Origin of the sequence: Lewinella cohaerens DSM 23179, from assembly GCF_000379805.1 — a bacterium.
Classification (GTDB): Bacteria; Bacteroidota; Bacteroidia; order Chitinophagales; family Saprospiraceae; genus Lewinella; species Lewinella cohaerens.
This window is the reverse complement of sequence record NZ_KB903547.1, coordinates 37,309-59,879: the sequence shown is the minus strand read 5'-3', so window position 1 is coordinate 59,879 and position 22,571 is coordinate 37,309. Positions and strand designations below refer to the sequence as shown.

General features: G+C 46.8%; 13 protein-coding genes. 8 read left to right on the top strand and 5 right to left on the bottom strand.

Features of this window, described 5'->3' with window-relative positions:
- The first annotated feature begins 54 nt into the window (after positions 1-54).
- Positions 55-1,164 (top strand): ABC transporter ATP-binding protein, encoded by a 1,110-nt coding sequence (locus tag A3EU_RS0115460; protein WP_020537094.1) that lies wholly within the window; start codon positions 55-57, stop codon positions 1,162-1,164.
- Positions 1,165-1,310: 146 nt separating this feature from the next.
- Here the strand turns inward: A3EU_RS0115460 and A3EU_RS0115455 are convergent, their stop codons facing one another.
- Positions 1,311-2,636, bottom strand: a complete 1,326-nt coding sequence (locus A3EU_RS0115455; RefSeq protein WP_169433359.1) for an extracellular solute-binding protein — start codon at positions 2,634-2,636, stop codon at positions 1,311-1,313.
- Between the two features lie 347 nt (positions 2,637-2,983).
- Here A3EU_RS0115455 and A3EU_RS0115445 point away from each other — a divergent pair, with 347 nt between their 5' ends.
- The 3 genes from A3EU_RS0115445 (at position 2,984) to A3EU_RS0115435 (ending at position 5,640) form a co-directional block, all read left to right on the top strand.
- A complete protein-coding gene (locus A3EU_RS0115445) occupies positions 2,984-4,558 on the top strand; it encodes a protein adenylyltransferase SelO (protein WP_020537091.1) in 1,575 nt (524 codons plus the stop codon).
- A 17-nt stretch (positions 4,559-4,575) separates the two neighbouring features.
- Positions 4,576-5,073, top strand: coding sequence for a peptide-methionine (S)-S-oxide reductase MsrA (gene msrA, locus A3EU_RS0115440; protein ID WP_020537090.1), 498 nt, complete (start codon positions 4,576-4,578; stop codon positions 5,071-5,073).
- Between the two features lie 66 nt (positions 5,074-5,139).
- Positions 5,140-5,640 (top strand): peptide-methionine (S)-S-oxide reductase, encoded by a 501-nt coding sequence (locus A3EU_RS0115435; protein ID WP_026211415.1) that lies wholly within the window; start codon positions 5,140-5,142, stop codon positions 5,638-5,640.
- A 230-nt stretch (positions 5,641-5,870) separates the two neighbouring features.
- Here A3EU_RS0115435 and A3EU_RS0115430 read toward each other — a convergent pair whose 3' ends face one another.
- Both A3EU_RS0115430 and A3EU_RS0115425 read right to left on the bottom strand, forming a co-directional pair.
- On the bottom strand, positions 5,871-7,145 hold the full coding sequence (locus tag A3EU_RS0115430; protein WP_020537088.1) for a hypothetical protein: 1,275 nt from the start codon (positions 7,143-7,145) through the stop codon (positions 5,871-5,873).
- Positions 7,146-7,679: 534 nt separating this feature from the next.
- A complete protein-coding gene (locus tag A3EU_RS0115425) occupies positions 7,680-15,593 on the bottom strand; it encodes a T9SS type B sorting domain-containing protein (RefSeq protein ID WP_020537087.1) in 7,914 nt (2,637 codons plus the stop codon).
- Between the two features lie 302 nt (positions 15,594-15,895).
- Here A3EU_RS0115425 and A3EU_RS32910 point away from each other — a divergent pair, with 302 nt between their 5' ends.
- The 3 genes from A3EU_RS32910 to A3EU_RS0115410 all read left to right on the top strand — a co-directional run bounded on the left by A3EU_RS32910 (position 15,896) and on the right by A3EU_RS0115410 (position 18,458).
- Positions 15,896-16,837 carry a CPBP family intramembrane glutamic endopeptidase gene (locus A3EU_RS32910; protein ID WP_020537086.1) on the top strand — a complete coding sequence of 314 codons (942 nt, stop codon included), beginning with the start codon at positions 15,896-15,898 and terminating at the stop codon, positions 16,835-16,837.
- 95 nt (positions 16,838-16,932) lie between these two features.
- Positions 16,933-17,769 carry a phosphatidate cytidylyltransferase gene (locus A3EU_RS0115415; protein ID WP_083937433.1) on the top strand — a complete coding sequence of 279 codons (837 nt, stop codon included), beginning with the start codon at positions 16,933-16,935 and terminating at the stop codon, positions 17,767-17,769.
- Between the two features lie 38 nt (positions 17,770-17,807).
- Positions 17,808-18,458, top strand: coding sequence for a phosphatidylserine decarboxylase family protein (locus A3EU_RS0115410; protein ID WP_020537084.1), 651 nt, complete (start codon positions 17,808-17,810; stop codon positions 18,456-18,458).
- A gap of 68 nt (positions 18,459-18,526) precedes the next feature.
- Here A3EU_RS0115410 and A3EU_RS0115405 read toward each other — a convergent pair whose 3' ends face one another.
- Both A3EU_RS0115405 and A3EU_RS0115400 read right to left on the bottom strand, forming a co-directional pair.
- The gene (locus A3EU_RS0115405; protein ID WP_020537083.1) at positions 18,527-20,167 is read right to left on the bottom strand and encodes an alpha-glucosidase; all 1,641 of its coding nucleotides are present in this window, start codon (positions 20,165-20,167) and stop codon (positions 18,527-18,529) included.
- Between the two features lie 23 nt (positions 20,168-20,190).
- The gene (locus A3EU_RS0115400) at positions 20,191-21,045 is read right to left on the bottom strand and encodes a hypothetical protein (RefSeq protein WP_156825782.1); all 855 of its coding nucleotides are present in this window, start codon (positions 21,043-21,045) and stop codon (positions 20,191-20,193) included.
- Between the two features lie 183 nt (positions 21,046-21,228).
- Here A3EU_RS0115400 and A3EU_RS0115395 point away from each other — a divergent pair, with 183 nt between their 5' ends.
- Positions 21,229-22,569 (top strand): cytochrome-c peroxidase, encoded by a 1,341-nt coding sequence (locus A3EU_RS0115395; protein ID WP_020537081.1) that lies wholly within the window; start codon positions 21,229-21,231, stop codon positions 22,567-22,569.
- Positions 22,570-22,571 lie beyond the last annotated feature (2 nt).

The following is a 22,571-nucleotide window of genomic DNA, read 5'->3' as shown; positions in this document are numbered from 1 at the left end:
GTGAGACCCACTATTTAGGGTACTCCTTCTAATCACTCTTAAATACTCTTTTCAATGGCGGCAATAAAATTTGACAAGGTTACTAAACAATACGGCAAGGTACAGGCCATCAAGGAGGTGACCTTAGAGGTGAAAGACCGTGAGTTCATGGTCTTGGTCGGGCCGTCAGGCTGTGGAAAATCCACCTTGTTGAGGATGATTGCTGGCTTAGAAGAGATCAGTACCGGCGAGCTTTACATCGGAGACCAGCTAGTTAATGAGTTGCCCCCCAAGGATCGGGACATCGCTATCGTCTTTCAGAATTATGCGCTCTATCCCCACATGACGGCTTACGGAAATATGGCTTTCGGTTTGAAAATTCGGGGCACGAGTAAAGAGGTTATTGAGGAAAAAGTCATGAACGCCGCCGCCATCCTGGGTATCGAAGACCTGTTGGATAGAAAACCCAAGGCGATGNCGGGAGGGCAACGGCAGCGTATCGCTATCGGACGAGCGATTGTGCGCGAACCAAGAGTGTTCCTTTTTGATGAACCCCTCAGTAATCTGGATGCTAAATTACGGGGGCAGATGCGATTAGAAATTGCTCGTTTGCACAAAAAACTACAGACCACGGTGGTATATGTTACCCACGACCAAGTGGAAGCAATGACTTTGGGTGACCGTATAGCAGTCATTAATCAGGGTATTATCCAGCAGGTGGATACGCCCGATAATCTCTACCAATTTCCCAAGAATCGTTTCGTAGCAGGATTCATTGGCACTCCGCCGATGAATTTTTTGGAAGGAAAAATAATGGAAGAGGAAGGAGGTGTCGTATTTCGTACGGATACGGGGGAGCTAAGCGTATTGGTTAAAAACCGTGCTGAAATTGCCACATTACTTCACCAGAAGGTGACGTTGGGAATTCGCCCGGAGCATATCTATGCCAGCGCTGCCAAAGCAGGCCCAGAGGCCATTTCTTTCCGAGCCTATATTCCAATCGTTGAACGTTTGGGGCATGAATGCTATGCCTTCTTAGCGATTGGTGATCAGCAGATTTCCGCCCGCCTACTCAGTGAGGAGGTGAGCAACGATTTACCAACAACAATGGAGCTTTACATTGAACGGGACAAGGTCCATTTCTTCTCCGCTGAGACGGGGGAATCGCTTGAATCTTCGCACTAAGAACGTAGCTTGGGGGCTTTGGTGTAGCCATTCCTTCGGAGCAGCCCGAGCGTGAGATTGGACACCTTACCTTATACTAAGTACCTAGTACCGTGAGGGTTGCCACGAAAAGATTACCCTTGGTGTCACGAGAGGGCAACCTCACGTTAAGACTGCTCCGCACGCAGCAGCACGTTCACCGCTTCTTCCGCATCAGCGATGGCTTGTTCTGGCGTTTTGATCTGGTAAAGGACGCAAGCTTCGTACTCTTGGGAGATGATGTCAAACACCTCCGTCAGATAAGGACTGTAATCTCCTCCAACAACATATTCTACCTGGTTGGCAAAAGCTTGCATTTTGGGAAATTCTGCAAAGTGTGCTACGAAGGTCGGTAGCTGACTCAGGTTTTGTCGGCGAGGGAGCTGGTTGGTCATTTTTAGAAATTGCAAATCTGCTTCTTCCGTCACCATGCTTTTGATGAACTCCCAAGCGGCCTGCGGGTTTTGGCAAGTGCTGAAAATCACAAAGCTCTTGGGGTCGCAATACGTATAGACAGGCCCTTCGTGGGTATCTGGTACCGGCATTGGTGCAAAGTTATACGTGAAGTTATCCTTCTTGAATCGTTCCAGGTATTGAATTTCCCAAGGGCCTGTCCATTTGCTAGCATATTGTTCGGCCACGAAAAGATCCTGACCAGCGGATTCGGATTGTTTAGAAAAGTAGTTTTCCTTATAGAGCGTTTGTAAAAACCGGAATGCTTCTATGGCGTATTCGTTGTTGAAGTTGGCTTTGCCGTCTTTGATGAGTGGTGCGCCTCTAGAAGCTGCCAGATATAGCGGATAAAAGTTGAATAACCGTTGGTACCACGCCAACTTAACGGAGGTATTACCAAACCATTGGTCTACGTAGCCGTCGTTGTTCTCATCACTTTGGAAATTTTTCGCGGCTTGCAAAAAATCGGAATAACTTGCCGGGAATTGTTCATACCCTAATTCGCTGAGCAACCGCTCATTGTAAATCGTCATGATTGGGTTGATCTTCCACGGCAGTTGATAGATGTGTCCGTTATCAGCAGTGATCTCTTCAATGGTAGCGGGCGAACAGCGGCTTTGGATAAACTCAAGAAATCCATCAAGGGTATCCAGTGCTACCAGGATATTTGCTTCACTATAAAAAGCAACCGTGCCTTGCCAGATATTGGAGTAAATATCTGGAGTGGTACGAGCAACCACGGCCGCCAAAATGATTTCTTCACTGGATTGTCCTTCGGGGATAGGCTGGTATTTGATGGGCGTATTTGGATGCGTGCTTTGCCATTCTTCCACCGCCCAATCCGAAAAAGCGATCTCGCCCCCGTTGTTTGAGGTCCAATAGGTAATCGTATGATCAGAAGATTTTGTTTCTTTGTTACAGTTGGTCAATAAAGAGGTGAAGAGCACAAAGTAAAGGAATAGGGACCATGTACTGAACCGCGATTGTGAGTAGATTTTCAAGGGTGGATTAATTTGTGTTTTTAACAACATTGTTAGCTTAAAATGAACTGATAAGATAGGCTTTTTTTGCTGTTATTATCCTGTTTCAGGTCGCTAAAATCAGCGTTTTTATTTTATTTTTCGAAGTAAGATAATTAGCCCTTCTCTGGTCCTGATCTATCCAGTTGGCACTGTGCATCTGTGCCTCTGCTGCTAAAAAAAACGCTGTGCAATTTCGTGTTTTGGAGAGCGAAAAAATCTCCATATCTCGGCGTTTCTATTGCTAATTGTTTGACAAAATGAAAACTACTCTGTTAACTATAGGGTTATTATGTAGTAACAGCGTATCTGAAAAAGAATAGCAAACCGTGAAACTAAACATAAATAACACCTTTAGTAAAGAACTCCCCGCCGACCCGAATCGGGAAAATACGCGTAGGCAGGTTGCCGGGGCGGCTTTTTCTTATGTAACGCCACGGATACCGTCCAATCCGGTATTGGTGCATGTTTCAGAAGAGATGCTGCAAGCGATTGGTTTGAGGGAAGAAGACAAAGCTACGGAAGCGTTTTTGCGCGTTTTTTCGGGCGGTGAGGTGTTAGAAGGTACCAATCCTTATGCCATGTGCTACGGCGGCCACCAGTTTGGCTCATGGGCCGGACAATTAGGCGACGGCAGGGCCATCAATTTGGCAGAGGTTGTTCATAATGATAAGCGTTGGACACTGCAGTTGAAAGGGGCAGGGGAGACCCCCTATTCTCGTTCTGCTGATGGCTTGGCGGTGCTGCGCTCTTCGATCCGCGAGCATTTGTGTAGCGAAGCGATGTATCATTTAGGGGTACCTACAACGCGATCCCTTTCATTGATGCTGACGGGGGACGAGGTTTTGAGAGATATGCTTTATGATGGCAATGCCGCCTACGAGAAAGGAGCCGTCGTGTGCCGGGTAGCGCCTTCTTTTATCCGTTTTGGCAATTTTCAGCTATTAGCCGCAAGGCGTGATACGGAAAATCTGAAAAAACTGGCAGACTATACCATCCGCCATTTTTTCCCAAACATTGAGGAAGGAACCAAGAATAGCTATGTTCAATTCTTTGAAGAAGTTGCCGAGCGTACCCTTGATATGGTCATTCATTGGCAGCGGGTGGGGTTTGTACACGGCGTGATGAATACCGATAATATGTCCATTTTAGGCTTGACCATTGATTATGGCCCCTACGGTTGGCTGGAAGATTATGACCCCGATTGGACACCCAACACCACCGATGCGCAGGGAAAGCGTTACCGTTTTGGTCACCAAGCCAATGTTGCACTTTGGAACCTTGTCCAACTCGCTAATGCACTTGTTCCTTTAGTAGAGGAAACGAAACCTTTCGAAGATGTTTTGGAGAGCATCAGTGAAGGCTACCATCTGAAGTACATGGCTATGATGCGGCAAAAACTAGGTTTCGAAATCGAAAGAAGAGAAGACGCAGAAATTATCGACACGTTGGAGGAAACGCTCAAGGCTACGGAAACAGATATGACCATGTTTTTCAGAAATCTGGCCAACCTCAATAGCACTACAGAAACAGACGAAGATGGGAAGTTCTTAGCACCTGTAATGGACGCGTTTTATCAGCCTGATGAAGTGAAAGGTGAGCTACTGAAGCGCTGGCAAAAGTGGTTTGACAGCTACCTCGAAAGGCTAAAAGAAGAAGGAATTTCAGACGATGAACGCCGTAGAGGTATGAATAAGGTCAACCCAAAGTATGTGTTGAGAAACTATATGGCTCAAATGGCCATTGATAAAGCGAATAAAGACGACTTCTCCTTGATTGATGAGCTGTATGAAATGCTGAAAAAACCTTATGCTGAACAGCCCGAATATGAGCAATGGTTTGCCAAACGACCAGATTGGGCAAGGCATAAAGTAGGGTGTTCGATGTTGTCGTGTAGTTCTTGATCAACAAATTTAAAACAATGGATAACAACAATTTAGAAAAAGCATACGTCGCCGGAGGTTGTTTCTGGGGGATGGAAGATCTTTTCAGGGTAAGGCCTGGAATAAAGGATACTGAGGTCATTTATTTAGGAGGAGTCAACGAAAACCCTACCTATAAAAACCATCCTGGGCACGCTGAGGGCATCGAACTTACCTACGACCCTACGGAGACTTCCTTTAAGCTCATTCTGGATTACTTCTTTCGGATTCACAACCCCACCACGGTTGACCGGCAAGGTAATGACATAGGCTCGAGCTACCGATCGGCGATCTTCTATCAAAATGAGGAAGAGAAACAAATTGCCGAAGAGATGATTGCGATAGTAGATGCCTCAGGAAGATGGGAAGGCAAAGTGGTCACTACGCTTGAGCCTTTTACAAAATCCTGGCCTGCGGAAGAATACCACCAGGACTACTTGCTCAAAAAGCCGAATGGCTACACCTGCCACTTTGAACGTTTTGGCAGTTTTGTGTAGGGCAGTAGGACCAGGAAGTGTTGGTATTTATCGGCACTTGATTTCGACGTTACTCATCAGCAGGTCATGGAGAAAATAGGATTCGGTGGAGGTTGCCATTGGTGCACGGAAGCGGTTTTTCAAACCTTGAAAGGCGTAGAAAAAGTAGCTCAAGGCTGGATCGCTTCGGAAGGAGAACACGACAGCTTTTCCGAAGCTGTGATTGTGTATTTCGAGGAAGGAAAGGTTGATCTAGCCAGCTTAACGGCCATCCACCTTTATACCCACAGTTGCTCTTCAGAGCACGCTATGCGGAAGAAGTATCGCTCAGCCGTTTACACTTTTTCGGAGGCACAAGCCACAGCTGTACAGGCGATTATCAAAAGACTCCAAAGCGAGTTTGATAAACCCATTATTACAAAAGTATTGCCCTTCGAGGCTTTCAAAGAAAACGAGGAGCAGTACCAAAACTATTACTTGAAAAACGCAGAAAACCAGTTCTGCCAAACCTACATCCAGCCAAAATTCACGCTGTTGATGCAGCGGTTTTCCGAGCAGGTGGATGAACGTAAACAAAACAGACACTAAAGCACTAAAATTCACAAAACACACACAAAGCGCATCTTAGTTTCCGAACTAAGATGTCCTATCCCGATGGTCTCCCGATCAGCTAGCAGACCACTAGGTGATGAAAAAAACTCCAGGTCTCCGTACCCCGGTGGCTAATAAAAAAGGTTAGTGCTGTTTCGTGTCTACGTGGCAAAAAAACTATGTGCCTCTATGGCCCCCTATGTGCCTCTGTGGTAAAAACGCTGTGCCTAATAAAAACCCGGTATTCTCACCACCCACGAATCCCTCGAACCCCCACCCAAATAAAAAGTGTCATCGGCGATCAATAATTGATGAGGATCGCTAAAAGCACCATGCCTACTCCAAATACTTTCAATAGAAAGGTCTTCCTTGAAATGGAAAAGGGCGAATGTTTGCCCTTTGTTGTAGTAGCGTTGGTAGCTCCACAGCCCATGCGTAGGCGACCAAGCCAATTGCAGACTCAGGCCGGTGCTCGTATTCTGGAAGCTACTGGTTTGGAGTAGCTCAAAATTGGCGTCTAATTGCCCAATAATACTAAAGTTAGCTCTTTGGCCATAAGGGCTTTTTAAGTCTTCAGCGTTGGTGAGAAAATAAATGTGGCCCTGTTCATCTTCCGTGATGTCCAGGGCTACATCGTTGTAGGGGCTTTCTATTTGGCAGTATTGCAGGATTTGGTATTGATCGTCCAACTCAATGACTACGCCGCTGCTGTAGGTCTCACTCTTGACATATTTGCGCTGCGAGCCAATGGCGAGCAAATGGCCATTTTTACGGAAAGTAAAAGCAACAGGGCTAAATTCATTTATAAAATACAGCATTTTTCGGTCCTTAATGGCACCTTCTTTGGTCAGTACATCAAAACCTACTTCGGTGTACATTTTCGCAAAGAGTACGATCTCACCGGCTGGACTCACTTGCAAAAGCCGCGTACCTGAGGTACCATACCGCTGGCCAATTTTAGTTTCCCATTGCAAATTACCCTGTGCATCGACCTGCGCAATGAACATATTCCGATCACTGGACCCCGTGTATTTTTCGTAAGCAAGGTAGAAGAAAGTCTCATCTGCGGCAACACTTTCGAAGGTAATCCCCTTGGTATTGGTAATGACAAACTGCCCGGATGGAGTGCCATTAAGATCGAGAATGTCAAGATGTAACCGGCTCTCACTAGCGTACCCATCGGTATAGATCGTCTCCACACCGGCCAGGCCAATATATTGACTGTTTTTCGCCATTCTTCCTTGGCTATAGTTAGAGAATTGCTTCTCCCAAAGGATGCTACTGTCTGCATCGAGCCATTTTACCTCCGCCTCTTGCCAGGTTTGAAAGGTGGTGTCAATGGTGTAAATTTTCTCTCCTTTAGCAGGCTGTTGAGGCACTCCTGGTTCAGGCGGCGGAGCAGGTGTAGCGTAGTTGCGAAATACCTGCGCATTCCCATTTGTCGGAAAAAAGCAACCGAGCAGCAAGAACATACAGACAGAAAGAGGACGATGAAAGATCATGGCAGTTTTTTGCTTTGTGCAAATATAAGTGCTTTGGGGAATAGGTATACGGCACGCTGCGCATTTCTAAGGTATAGGAAAGAGAGAGTAGTAAGTGCTTATTGAGCTAAAGGTTCATCATTCAGTCGTTTTATTTGGGCGCTTCCCTCCGCAAGGCTCCGGGCCGGGCTGTCCACCACTCGCTGCTCGCTCGGCCCTTACGGGCTGCCCTTAGCGGGCCTGGTTACCATCCCTAGCGCATCAATCCACCGCAAAATCCCTGTCCTCCGCTTGGGCGGAGGTGTCCGAAGGACGGAGGTGGGCAGCCCATCTACGCAAGGGCAGTCACCTCCCCTGCCACCGTGCCGCTGGGGAGGCAGGCTCGATCCTTTGGGTCAGTCCATCCAGCGAGACAAACTTGTTGCTGCCCACGCTCCTCTTAGTCTCCAGACTAAGAGGCTATATTTCGCTGGTCCCCTGACCAGCATCTAGCCAAAAAAAATCCCGAATGCCAGGGTAGACATTCGGGATAAGTATTCAAGTAATACTAGCTTTCTAGCGCATCAGCATCACATCACCTTTGATGATTTCTACTTCACCGTCGATAAACTCTACTTCCAGGAAGTAAACGAAGACGGCGGCGTTTTGTACCTGGCCACGGAAACGACCATCCCATCCTTCTGAAGGATTGTTGGGCAGGAAGTCGAAGTTTTCAAATACAGCTTCTCCCCAGCGGTTGAAAATCATGAAGGATTTGATCTCCTTCACTTCATTGCCTCCGAAAGGATAAAGTACATCATTGGTTTCATCTCCATCAGGAGAGAAGGCGGTAGGTACAAAGATCGGACGAACCTTGCGCACAATCACGGTCATGTTATCGCTGTCGCTACAGCCATTGATATCGGTGATGGTTACACTGTAGGTAGTCGTCTGATCCGGGCTTACCGTTACGGCATTTTCTCCATTCACGCCAATGCTGTCTGGTTGCCAAACGATGGTGTCAATAGGAATGCTTGGATCGTATAGTGCTTGTAGTGTAATCGGTTCTCCGAGCTGGATTTCGTTGCCGTTGTTTTCCAAACTGGTCACGAGTTCTACGGCTACTTCTGTAGGCTCTAGCAGCATGATCGACAATTCCGTAAAGCAACCGTTGATATCCGTAATAATCAGGGTGTATTCTGCACCGCTGAGGTTGCCAAAAAACGGATTGGTTGTCGGTGTGCCGTTATTGAGGCTGTAAGCATAAGGCGGCGTACCACCAGCAACATTGTTGATCACAATAGCACCGTCAGCAGACTGGAAACAGCTCACTTCGCTGATGCTTACGTCAGCGACCGGTACGTCAAAGTCACTAAGTACTTCAACTTGATCAACAGCTGTACAGCCGGCAGCATTCGTAACTTCCAGGGTATAGATGCCAGGAGCACTAACGTCGATGAGCTCCGCTGTTGGATCCATGATCATTGCGTCTGGGTTGTCACTGGTCCAATTGTAAGAAACGCCCGTTGAGGAGTTTCCTCCCAATACGACTGCACCCATATTACAAGTCAGCGTTTGATCGAGGCCTGCATCGGCAGTTGGTGTTTCATTGATGGTGAAGCTAACCGTTGAGCTGGCATCAGGACAAGCGCCTCCGTCTACGGTATAGACAAAGGTATAAGTACCTGGATTCTGACCAAGGGCATTAAAGGTGCCCGTTGCTGGCTGAAAGGCTCCACCTGTACTTAGTGGGTTAGAGGTTTCTGTCCATACCCCTCCTGCGTCGGCGCCTACTAGCGCTCCATCAAGGTCAATAGTCGTTGCATCATCCGGACATACGGGGTCGACAGTCGCATTTGTACCCGCATTCACTGGTGCATCAACAGCAACGGTCCAGGTAGCAGCTACAGGATAGATACAATTGGTGTTGACTTCGTCAGCAACCTGGGTAATGACTACCGTCGTTTCGGCGGTCAATCCGGTCAATGAAATCTGATCACCATCATTTACATTCGTCAATTGAGCAGGTACGTTATTGACGGTGTAATCAACCGTCAAAGGTGTTCCTTGCCCACCAGTATAGCTGATTGTAAAGGCAGCGTCCTCGCCTGCACAAATCACATCTGGTCCGGTAAGGCCTATCGTCACAGGCTGACAAGTAAGAGCGGTACAGGTGCCGGTAGCAACGCTTGTGCCACAAACAGTATTACCACTTGCTGTTACTTCAATGATCACTTCTTCACCATCAACAATGCCGTCCACTAGGTAGGTGTTGCCATTCTGCGTACCATCAGGGCCTTGTATGACCACAACGGTGTAAGTATCCGCACCGGCAACATCCTCCCAACTAAAGGTGACACTGCTGGTGGTAGCATCTGCACAACTGATGACGACCGGAGCAATCACATCTTGTACTTCTACACTTTGCGTAGCGGTATTCCCCACACAACCATTGTCGGTAATGGTCAATGTGATGTCTTTCGTTCCTGGTGTCGCCCAGTTGATTTCGTAAGGGCCTGCGTCAGTACCACTGATAATGGTTCCGCCAGCAAAATCCCAATCGTATATGGCTGCACCGCTGGCAGTTCCCGTAAAGGTAATGGTACTGTTGCCTGTAATACAAATAGGGCTGGTAACCGTAAAGTCGGCTACTGGAACCGGATTCACTACCACGGCATAAGTGGTGTCGTAGAAACAACCTGTTTGTTCGTAAGACAGCGTTACCGAATTGTCGCCAATGTTGGCACTCGCTGGATCAAACGTTCCGTTGGGGGCAACAATGCCGTCTCCAGACCAGGTGATCATACCTGTGATGTTTCCTCCCGTAATGACAGGACTCAACATTTGGTTGCCGGCATCGGCACAGAAAGGCCCATAAGTGTCGGGACCAAAGAAACGGTCGATACAAGCCTCCGAAGCACAGGTTTGTGTACTGCTGATTCCGCCACAAATACTGTTCGTAATAACCACCACTTCAATGGTGACTTCATCCTCCGGCATCAAGTTGCTGAAGGTATATGTCCGGTTAGGGATATCTGCGGCTTCTGTCGCTCCAGCTGGTGCTGCAATTACGTTAACCTGGTAATCGGTAGCACCTGCTACAGCATTCCAGCTAAAGGTAATAGAGGTGTTGTCGCTATCGCAGTTGATGATCGGCGCAATCAGTGAATCTATCACTTCCACACTCAGGGAGAATGGATCAGATGGACAGCCGTTTTCGGTAACGGTAAGACTGATGGTAGGGTTACCACCATCAGGCCAGCTGATTTCGTAAGGTCCGGCATCTGCACCAGAAATGATGGTTCCTCCATCAAACATCCAGTTATAGCTGGCTGCTGGGTCGGCTCCGCCCGTATAAGTGACGATGCTGATATCGTCTTCACATACCGGCCCGGTAGCGTTGAAGGAAGCATCTGGCTGCGCATTTACGACAATAGTTGTCGTATCGGCATAGAAACAACTCGTTTCTTCGTAAGTCGCAATGATGTCGAAACTGCCAGCGCCCGTTGCTGTAGGATCAAAGGTGCCCGCTACGGGGTCTGTAATACCTGTTCCCGCCCAGCTTAGTGTGCCACTGGTGTTACCGGTGAGGGTAGCTACCAGATCGAAGCTGGTGGTATTAGCGTCGAGACAAATAGGCGCGACATCCGTAATGTCAACGATAATGTCAGGGCAGTTTTCCAATGCGCAATTTCCTTGGAAACTGATGTTTGGACAAGCAGTGCCGCTGATAGCAGTTACTTCAATGGTAACGGTTTGCCCTGGGGTTAGTCCGGCAACGGTGAACGTCTGCGCAGGATCGCCGCCAGTAGCAAAGGCATTACCAGGAGCATCGATGATGCTTACGGTGTAGTCTGTTGCTCCCGCAACAGCAGGCCAGTTGAAGATGATAGAATCACCTGTAACATCACAGGCAATCATAGGCGCAATCAGTTCAGGAGCTACCGTCACTGTTTGCATAAAGGTGCCGCTTTGGCAACCGTTTTCTGTTACGGTAAGTGAAATGGTCTTGTCTCCATCGGTAGGCCAAGTGACCGAGTGCGGCCCTTGTCCTGTTCCCGGAACGGCGGTGCCGCCATCAAAGTCCCATACGTAAGTGGCACTCATGGCTGCGTCGCCGGTGTAAAGAACATTGCTGTTGCCGCTGATACATACCGGACTGCTGGCAGTAAAGTCAGCCGTAGGGATAGCATTGATTTGAATGACAATATCATCGACATAATCACAGCCAGCTTCGCGGTAGTTTACAGTCACTGCTGCTGGGCCAACTCCCGCCATAGTAGGAGAGAAGGTACCTGCTGCCATATCGGTAATTCCATCGCCAGACCAAGTGAAGACACCGTCGCCAACACCGCCAGTGATCGTTGCCGTAAGATCGAAAGAAGGCATCCCTGTTGTTAAACAAATAGGAGCCACAGCATCGATACCTACCGTGATCGCTGGACAGTCTTGCGCTTGGCAACTAAAGGTGTTACTACTGTTACCACATGGGCCGTTGCCCAATGCGATAACTTCGATTTCGACAACATCACCAGCCATAAGGCCTGTAACCGTAAAGGTGCGGTTGGGTTCGTCGAGCGCCGTCATTGCTCCACCTGGAGCGCTGATGACGTTGACTTGGTAGCCGGTGGCACCTGTAATGTCATTCCAGCTGAAGACAATCTGCGTCGTATTAGGGCTACAGTTGATAACCGGAGCAGCCATAGGCTCTTCTACGGTAATGTTCTGACTGCCACTGGCACTGGTACATCCATTTTCGCTTACGGTCAGCGTAACCGTTTTGGGTCCACCAACTGCCCAAGTGACCGTGTGAGGTCCTTGGCCGGTACCTGGTGTAGCTACGCCTCCGTTGAAATTCCACGAATAGGTAGCACCTGGGCTTGCGTTGCCGGTATAAGTCACGGTAGCGTCCTCACTGATACATACATTCGCCGGAGCAATCGTAAAGGTAGAGGTAGGCGTATCAAATATGTTGATGGTCGTCGTTTCGGAAGCCATACAGTTATCCTCCATATAAGTGACGGTAATCACTTGAGGGCCGGCAGTGGTTGGCGTAAATTGATCGCCTACTACGTTGGGGCCACTCCAGGTGAAGGTGCCACCACCTGCTCCACCAGTGGCAGTAGCCATAAGGGTAACTGGGGTGTTCATCCCGTTGAGGCAGATATCTGCAACTGGTGTGATATTGATGTTGAAATTAGGACAGTTTGCAGCAGTACAAGTAACCTCGGCAGAGGTCGTTGGGCCACATACGTTGGTGGTGTTGGCTGTAACGGAAATAGTAACAGCTTGCCCAGGGGCGAGGTTACTCACCGTATAAGTAGTACCAGTGAGTACACCTGCAGGCCCGGTAACATCAGTGACCGTGTAAGAGGTTGCTCCTGCAACTGCTGACCAGTTGAAGACAACCGAAGAGGTTGTACTGGTTCCACAGGTTACAATTGGTGTAGCAATAGGAGCGACAACACTGATACTTTGGCTGACTTGTGTAGAGGTACATCCATTTTCCATTACCGTCAAGGTAATCGTTTTGGTGCCGCCTGTAGGCCAAGTAACCGTATGAGGTCCCTGTCCTGTTCCTGGCATCGCATCTCCTCCAGCAAAGCTCCATGTGTAGGTAGCTGCAGCGCTTGCGTTGCCGGTGTAAGTAACCGTTACCGGGGTGTTGATACAGATAGGCCCCGGACTACTAACGGTGAAGTTAGCAGTAGGAGTAGCATTGATTACAATATCTTCGGTGTCGGTGTATTCGCAAGTTCCATCGGAGTAACGGATCGTTATGGTATGGGTACCAACACCAGCACCTGTAGGACTGAATTCGCCCGTAGTTGCGTTGACATTGTTACCTTCCCAGGTAATGGTGCCTGCGTTACTTTCCGAAGTGTAAGTAAGGAAAATATTAGGCGTCGTTCCTGTCAAACAGATTGGAGCAACCGGGTCAATATCCAGCTGGAAAGCAGGACAAGACAAAGTACTACAGGTAAACGTGACAGGTGCTACCGGACACAAGTCAGTACCAATTGCTTGTACGGTAATCGTTACGTCGGTATTAGAACTAAAGCCCGTAGCCGTAAAGCTGGGGGAGAAGACTGTGAATTCATCACCAGTGTTCTGCACCGTTACTTCATATTCTGTAGCTCCTGGAATATCATTCCAAACAAATTCAACAGTCGTTGAGGTACTGATGCCACAGATGATAACAGGTGGAGCGGGTGGTTGCTCAACACCAATCTGTGCCGTAACATCAAAGGCCGTACACCCTTCTGAATTGGAGACATCAGCGGTGATCGTCATTGCATCATCAACAGTGACGGTGATCGGGTTTTGATTGTTTGGCCCAGCACCGTTCCAGTCGATGCTACTGATAGGGTCATTGGATACCGCTGTAACGGTAACCATCTCACCAGCACATACTTGATCGTCGCTTAATTCGAGTGTTACCTCTGGTGGAGGAACTATTTCAACGTCAATACTGCCGATTTCCTGACAACCATTAGCATCTGTTCCAATGACTTCGTAAGTAACGAAACCTGGAGCAGGGTCGATAAGTACGCGAGGGTTGCCTGCGCCAGCATCGTCGATCCATTCGTAACTGCCTCCTGGGCCAGCGCCTGATGCTTCAAGCACGGTTTCTCCATTGCTACAGCCAAACCCACTGGTAATGACCACGTCAATGATAGGAAGGTCGTTTACAGTAATATCAATAGTAGCTACTGCTTCACAACCGTTGGGGTCGGTGGCAGTCACTTGAATAGTCGTACTATTTTGTAGAACAACATTGATCATTTGATCGTCACCGAGGAAATCGTTGTTGTTGAGGTCTATCCATTCCCACTGATCGCCATCAGAAGCTTCTAAATCAAATTCAGTGTCAGCACAAGCTTCGTCGGGGCCGTTGATGAATACATCAAAGTCTACAAATTCTACCTCGACAGTCGCTTCTGTAGAAGGGCAACCATCTACCATTACGTTCAAAGTATAGGTTCCTGCATCAGGTACATCTACGGATTGTCCCATGTAAATAGTACCGTCTGGTCCTTCCCATGTATAGATTTCTACGCTGCCCCCCAGGTCTACACTGCCTTCCAGCGTAGCTAGGTCTCCAGGGCAAGGCATATTTAAAACCTGAGCATCGGCTACTGGCTGGTCGGGTTCGAAAATCTCAACGACTTCTGACCTTGGACAGTCGTTAGCTACATTAATGGCCGTTACGTCATATTCTCCAGGAGGGAGATCGAAAGGTGTTGTGACAAGCCCAGAACATCCTAGACATTCAAAAACAATATTATTATTTTCGTCAAAGACGTAAAAGTTAAATACTTCGTCGGGGTCAAAGCCTCCGTTTCCTTCCATTTCAATGGCACCATCGTCCTGGCCGCCACAACTAACATCAATAGCGCTAAGTAATGGTGGATCATCGTTACAACAAATAACGGAAGAAGAGATAGAGAAATCTTGTCCGGAGTTACACCCTGTTTGTGTCCAACTACCACTATCACCGTCAGACCAGATTTCAACGGTGAAACCTATATCGTCACCAGTGAAATTTGGTGGGCAATCACCCACTTCGATAGTGAAACAGAATTCAAATGGGGGAGCACCGCCTGGAACGTTGGAGCATCCACCACCGCCATCACCCCAGTTGTTACCAGGGTCGCCGTCATTGGCAGAACCTCCACAACCTACTCCAGCACTGGAGTCGTATGCAAAGCCTGGCCCAAAGGTATCACCAGTGTTACAGCCCGTCCAGGAATCATACCAGTCCCAAGAACCTGTTCCATCACAAGAAGCTGGGGGGGAAGGGTTGATAGAGTTTACGTCCCAGCCATCACCGAATTCGAAAGTTACAGCGTGGAGCCACTCAATGGTACCGGCAGCATTACCTTCCCAAACGTTTACATTTACACAGATTTGAACGGATTGCCCGGAAGGGTAAGTACCGTTAATTGGAGGGGGGTTGGGAATAATTTCGATAGCCCCGGGAGGAGCACAACTGTTACAAAGGTTTCCACTAACAAGTTGTAAGTCGAAGGAGCCTTGGTCATCGACATCTACACCTGAGACCAGAATGAAATAATCTAATCCAATTAAGGTGTTGACGGTAACGCCCGTACTACCTGCGCCACTGTTACAATCTAGTGCCAAAAGGGATACACAATTATCTCCTTGGTAAACAACAATGTTTGGTTGGCTCAGCCCAAGAACATTAATGGTTGTTTGGTTGGCGGTGGCTGTAAAGGTAAACCACACTTCGGCGGCGGGGCCATTTGTAGACCCCGAAGGACAGTTGGAAAACACCGGATAGGGAGAAATCGGTGTCGCATCAATATTATCAAAAGTGAAATTATTGGTCACCGTTGATGTGCTGGGGCATGATGGCGGTGTTGTAAGGTTTAACACTTCTGCATCCCCACAAGCATCATTGGCGGGTTGGGCAAAAAGGGCAAGACTGAAGAGCGAAAATACAGTCAGGGTAAAAATTACTCGCATAGTTACTCGTTTACCGAACGCTTGGGAATTGTGCCGAGGGCATCTCAACGGATCAGCTTTACTTCGTGATGAAGAAGCTTTAGGTAAACCCAAAATGTTTTACACGAGTAGTAGTTAACTGGGGCGTAATCGTTAGGTGTAGTGCAATGTTAAGCTGAAAGCGTTTTTCCCAGTGCGTTCAAAATAATTCGGAAAATTAATGACCAATAAAATGTATTATTGGTTTCTTTGCTGGCAAAGATAGTTTATTTTGCCAGCTCTCAAATGGATAAAGTAAATTTTAGGTTAATCAAATAATGTTCATGGCCGATAATTCTATATTTAAATTGACCTTGGGTAAACAGCCATGGCTGGTGATAGTCCTTACCTTATTGGCATTGGTTTTTGGGATGGGATTAGGGGCTGCTTTAGGCAACCTGGTTGTGCAATCTCTTGGTGTTGATATAGGCCAAATAATGAACAGCGAAGAGGCTATAGCCTTGGATTTGTTGGAGCGGCAAGGTATTCGATGGTTCAACCTGGTAGCTCATGTTTTCTCTTTTACTTTTGCGGCCGTTCTGGTAGCTTGGCTTGCCAAAGGGGATCGTAACTGGACTGCTTTTTTACAGTTGGATCGCTTTACGACAGCTCAACTGGTGGGGTTGAGTGTCTTGCTTTTAGTGGCGACGTTGCCACTTATTCAGTTTAGTAATTGGCTTAACGCCAATTTACCCTTGCCGGAATGGATGATAAGTATGGAGGATAGCCAAAATTGGTTGGTCGGGGAGGTGCTGCGGATGGAGAGCTTTAAGGAGTTTCTAGTGGCCCTTACTGTTGCTGCTGTAGCGCCCGCTATTGGAGAGGAGCTATTGTTTCGTGGGTTATTGCAGCCCCAGTTGCAGAAATTGGTCAATAATCCTCATTGGGGAATATGGCTAAGTGCTATTTTGTTTTCTGCTATTCATCTTCAGTTTGTCGGTTTCTTCCCTCGGATGTTACTGGGGGCCTTATTGGGGTATCTATTATGGTGGAGTGGCTCTTTATGGCTGCCAATTTTGATTCATTTTCTTTTCAATGGTGTGCAAATCCTTGGAGCATATTTTAACCCGGAAGCAATGAAGGTGGCTGTTGATGCAACAGAAATAGAAATGCCTCCTATTTGGCTGGTTGCCTTGAGTTTATTAGCGGTCGGCTATTTGGTAAAACGGTTTCATGAAAAGCGAATACCCGAGGCGATTAATCAACAAGGAGATGGGGCTGCTTAAGGCAGGGAACAAGATAATCACCCTTAGAAAGGAAGGAGCTTAAACATATTCTGTATTTTTGGCCCCATAATCAGACAAGAGCTTAAATGTCGTCAATGCAGGGATTGTTAAGAAGGGGGGCTACTGCAGCGATCTTTGTGGTAGTTATGCTGGCAGGCCTTTTTGGTGGCCCTTATAGTTTCGTATTACTTTTTGCTATTATCACAGGGATTTGTTTGTGGGAATATCTAGGAATGGTGTTGATAAGAGACACCCGACGTGATAGAATCCGCAAGATTGTAGGGCTAATAATGGGGATACTTCCCGTTATTCTCAGTGCAATAACAAATTTGGAAGTCATTAAGGACCCTGAAACGTTTGTAATCTTCACCTCGTTATTGTTTTCTCCTTTTATTTTCATGGCGTTCATCTACGAACTTTTTACAAAGTCGGATCAGCCGTTTGCGAATATAGCTTACATCGTTTTGGGCATTATTTACATTGGCGTTCCTTTTGCACTGTTGGACTTCATTGCCTTTGATGGCGAGCATTTCTATGCCAATACCGTTTTTGGTATCCTTGCACTTACCTGGATGAACGATACTGGCGCTTATTTGGTAGGCTCTCGGTTTGGAAAAACACCACTATTACCAAGAGTATCTCCCAAGAAGACCTGGGAGGGGTCAATCGGTGGCGGAGTGGTTACGTTTATATCAGCACTAATCCTTTATTTTACAATCAATGAACTAAGAATTGTAGACTGGCTGGTGCTGGCTGCGATTGTAAGTGTTTTTGCTTCCTTAGGCGATTTGGTAGAAAGCTTACTAAAGCGTAGTGTGGATATGAAGGACAGTGGAACACTTTTGCCAGGCCACGGAGGCTTACTTGACCGCTTTGACGGGTTTATTTTTTGTCTACCTTTCGCCGCGGCTTATTTGCTGTGGATTCGTTAAAATCCTGGCATCAACTAACAAGAACTAAGTACATTTTTATGATTCATAAAGAGGGAAGAAAAATCTTACCACTGGCGTTTGTCGCCTTGTTTGGCCTTGCGCTATTTGGCCATTTTTACCTGGCTACGTTACCAGGATTATTGCTGAAAATAGCCTGTGGCGTCTTCTTTTTACTGATTCTACAGTTTTTTAGAAACCCTAAACGGCTTATTCCCCAAGAAGATTCCAAGCTGGTCTACGTTCCTGCTGATGGCAAAGTCGTTGTTATTGAGAAAGTGCAGGAAGAGGAGTATTTTCAGGGGGAACGCTTGCAGGTGAGTATTTTTATGTCGCCTCTTAATGTTCACGTCAACCGGAGCCCTCTTGCTGGAATTGTCAAGTATTTCAAATACCATCCTGGCAAATACCTGGTAGCTTGGCATCCCAAGTCCAGTACTGAAAATGAACGCGCCACAGTCGTTATTGACAATGGCAAGCATGAAGTACTTCTCCGGCAGATTGCCGGTGCTGTTGCACGCCGCATTCGCACCTATGTTACGCCTGATCAGCAACTTAAACAAGGAGAGGAGTTTGGCTTTATTACCTTCGGATCGAGAGTTGATGTCTTTCTGCCACTAGATGCGCAAATGAAAGTATCCATCGGTGACGATGTGAAGGGGAATCTTGATGTCTTGGCGGAGTTGTCTTAATTTTTAAGGTGCCAAGACGGAGGTATTCTTCAGTACGGTGTGCGTTTTTAGTACGCCAACCATCAAACCTATATCCGATAAACCCTCGCTTCCCAAGCTCTCAAATGAGCGTATTTGTGATCGGGGTAATTGCCTATAATCAACTCCATCTCTTCTAGCGGCGGACCAGGAAGCTCAGTCAGTTCCGTTTCGGAAAAATTGAGATAGAAATAAAAAGTTGCCTCTGCATCCCAACGCCGATAGGCATATAATTGAGAATGGTTACCATCGATCATTTCGTATTCTCCGTATACCCAGGTTAAGTATTGCTTACGTAAACGCAGTAGCCTTTGGTAGAAATAGAAAATGGAATCTGGTTTGGACAATACAGCAGCAGCATTAATATCCTTGTAATTAGGGTTGACATTGATCCAGGGTTCTAAAGCGGTTGTAAAACCAGCCTGTGAGCTGTCGTCCCATTGGATTGGGGTACGAACATTGTCTCGGCCTTGTTTGTGAATTGCTAAAAGTAATTGATCAAGGTCTTCTCCTTTTTCTTCAGCCTCCGTCCAGGCATTGATGGTTTCGAGATCACGATAATCGTCAATGGATGGGAAGGCCACATTGGTCATCCCGATTTCTGAGCCTTGGTAGATGCTTGGGGTTCCTCGCAAACTCAGTAGTAGGATCGCGAGTAGTTTAGCGGAGGTTTCCCGATAGGTACCATCGTCACCCCAGCGGCTAACCATTCGTGGAAAATCGTGGTTGTCTAAAAAGATACTTACCCAGCCTTCTTCTCCCAAAGCAGCATACCAATCGTTGAAAACACCTTTGAAATCCTTGAGGTTCCAATCTTTAATCTCAAATTTTCCCTTTGGGCCCCAGTCTAGAAACATGTGCCCAAAATGGAAAATCATGTCTAGTTCCTGGCGAGATTCTCCTACATATAGGTTGCCTAATGAGGCGGGTACACCGGGGGCTTCCCCAACCGTAGCCACATCATAAGGGACCAATGCCTCTTGCTTCATCTCCTGTAGGAACTCATGGAGACGAGGGCCATTGGCATAAACCTCTTCAACAATTTTAGGGAAATCATTCCAATCGACCTCCGGCCAATGGAGGCGTTTGCTAATAAATGGGATAACATCCATCCGGAAACCATCAACGCCTTTGTCCAACCAGAACCGCATCATTTCGTAGACCTCCTCGCGTAGTTTGGGGTTCTCCCAGTTGAGGTCAGGTTGCTTTTTAGAGAAAAGATGGAGGTAATATTCACCGCTCAGCTCGTCGTACTCCCAAGCTTCGCCACCAAAGAAAGAGGGCCAGCGAACAGGTTTCTCTTTCCGCCAGATATAATAATCGCGGTAGGGGTTGTCAGGCCCTTTGCGGGACTCCTGGAACCAATGGTGTTCATTAGAAGAGTGGTTAACGACCAAGTCCATCATTAGTTTCATACCCCGATCGTGAATGCCTTGGAGCATTTCGTCAAATTGAGTCATGCTACCAAATTCGGTCATAATGTCGCGGTAGTCACTGATGTCATAGCCGTTGTCGTCGTTAGGGGATTGATAAATAGGACTCAGCCAAAGTAAGTCGACACCAAGCTCAGCGAGATAATCCAATTTTTCGATGATCCCTCCTAAATCTCCGATACCGTCCCCGTTGCTATCTTTAAAACTGCGCGGGTAAATTTGATAAATAACGGCTTCTTTCCACCAGGTCTTTGTCATTATAACTTACTTTGTTGGGATGATCAATTCGTACTTTCCTCCCATAGCTGATACAGGCATTTTTGCATAGCATTATCAGGAGTTGTTGAGAGATGATTGTTCACATAATTACTTAGTTCTTGGGCCGCTTGTGTCATCTCATAAGCTTTAAGGGCTTCGAAAAGCAAATAAGCAGCGGGCCCAAGCCATTCATTAATAGCTTGTTCCTTGTTCTGCCAGGGAGCTGCAGACTTTCTGAGGGAACTCAGTATATCCTCCGCACGGTCTTGATCTGGTATCCAGGCCAACATCGCCAGTGCATTGTTTGCTACTGTCAGTATTTCCGTAGCCGTAGCTGTAGGAAGTACTTGATAGGTGTTTTTGCTCTTTTGCCACAGTTGGTGGTCTGTTTCATATACATAGATTTCCTTTAATTGAATCACTTGTTCCATCTGTGATGGCGGCAATTTATGCTTTAGCAATTGGTCAGAAGACGATATCCATGCAGCTTGTACCGCTGGCCAGTACTGCGGCGTGGAACTAGGCCATTGGAGCAGCCCTGTCTCATTGGGATCGAGAAGTTTAGAAAGGCGAAGGTGATTGTTCGATAGCTGTTCAAGTAAAGAAAAGTCTTCGCCAAATAGCGGAGCTGCCAATCCTGCAAGTACCAAGTCACTAGGATTGAAAGACGTTTCAGTACGCTGGCTTAGTTGTTTTAGACAAAAAGCTTTAAAATTATCAGGGGCTTTGCTGACCCAGATACGACCAGCACAAATCCATTCTGCAAATACTAGCGAAGGAGGCTCCGAAGTATTGTTTTTTTGGATCAACTCATCGATCCAAGCCAGAATGGTCTCCTGTTTTAATATTCCAGCCTTGCCCGCACTTTCTTTTTCCATGGTGGGCCAAATATGAGGAAAAGTAATAAGAATTTGCGGCATTGAGTAAGGAAAGTAAACGGGAAGAATGGTATTAGTGTGATTTTGTATATGAAATTATTAAATTTGTGTAAATTACTTTCGTACAGGCTAGAATATACTTCAGCTTGCAAGCTGATATTATAGGGACACAAAACTAATCTCATGAAAAAAACACATCTCATCGTATTCCTGTTTACCATATTTTGTGCGTTTTCCTGTAGTAATGAATCAGGAGAAGATCTTGATAATGAATTAACTAAAGTTCTGAACGAGGCAGACCCTATCAATGGAAAGGAAGGGTTTCTTCTTCCTAAAAGTTTTGATTTCAACAGTATTCCCCAAGATCCAGCGAACCCTATTACGGCTGAAAAGGTAACACTAGGTCGATTACTGTATCACGAAACCGGACTAGCAGTTAACCCAATGCGTCCGGAAGGAGAAGGTACTTATTCTTGTGCTTCTTGTCATTTCGCTAGTGCAGGTTTCCAGGCTGGGCGGTTCCAGGGTATTGGAGAAGGCGGAACAGGGATCGGCCAGAACGGGCTCGATCGTTTGAGTTTTGATACTTACCAACCCGAGGAGCTAGATGTGCAACCTATTCGTTCGCCTACCACCCTTAATGTGGCGTATCAGGAATTGATGTTGTGGAATGGTCAATTTGGTGCAGGAGGTGATAATGAAGGTACAGAGGAGGAATGGGTTTATGACACGCCGTTGGAAGCCAATTATCTTGGTTATGAAGGGGTGGAAACACAAGCTATTGCAGGTTTAAAAGTTCATCGTCTGGGAATCGAAGAAGCACTTCTTGCTGACTTGGGGTACACCGTATTATTTGATGCCGCATTCCCTGATTGGGTGCCAGCAGAGCGATATAGTCGAGAAACCGCAGGCTTGGCAATAGCTGCTTATGAGCGAATATTACNCTCCAATCGCGCACCATTTCAGCGCTACCTGGAAGGTAAAACAGGGGCGCTGTCGCCTGCCGAAAAACGTGGTGCGATCCTGTTTTTTGGTGAGGCCAATTGTGTCAATTGCCATAATGGACCGGCACTCAGCAGTATGAGTTTCCATGCGCTGGGTATGAATGACCTGGATCAAATAGGGGAAGAAGTTTTTGAAACATTTCCTGAAGATGGTGCACACCTTGGTAGAGGAGGTTTTACAAAGGTTGCATCAGACAATTACGCTTTTAAGACGCCAAGTCTTTATAATATGATAGACTCCCCATTTTATGGGCATGGGGCTTCCTTTCGTAGTGTTCAGGAAGTTGTAGCATATAAGAATCAAGGCGTAGCTCAAAATAGTAGAGTACCAGCTAATGCGTTGAGTACTTATTTTCAACCCTTAGGTTTGAGTCAGGGCGATATTCAGGATATAACTGCTTTTTTGGAAAATGCGTTGTATGATCCTGAATTGATGAGATACCAGCCGGAAACGATTCTGAGTGGGCAGTGTTTCCCTAATAATGACATTCAGTCAAGTACAGACTTGAACTGTAATTAAGA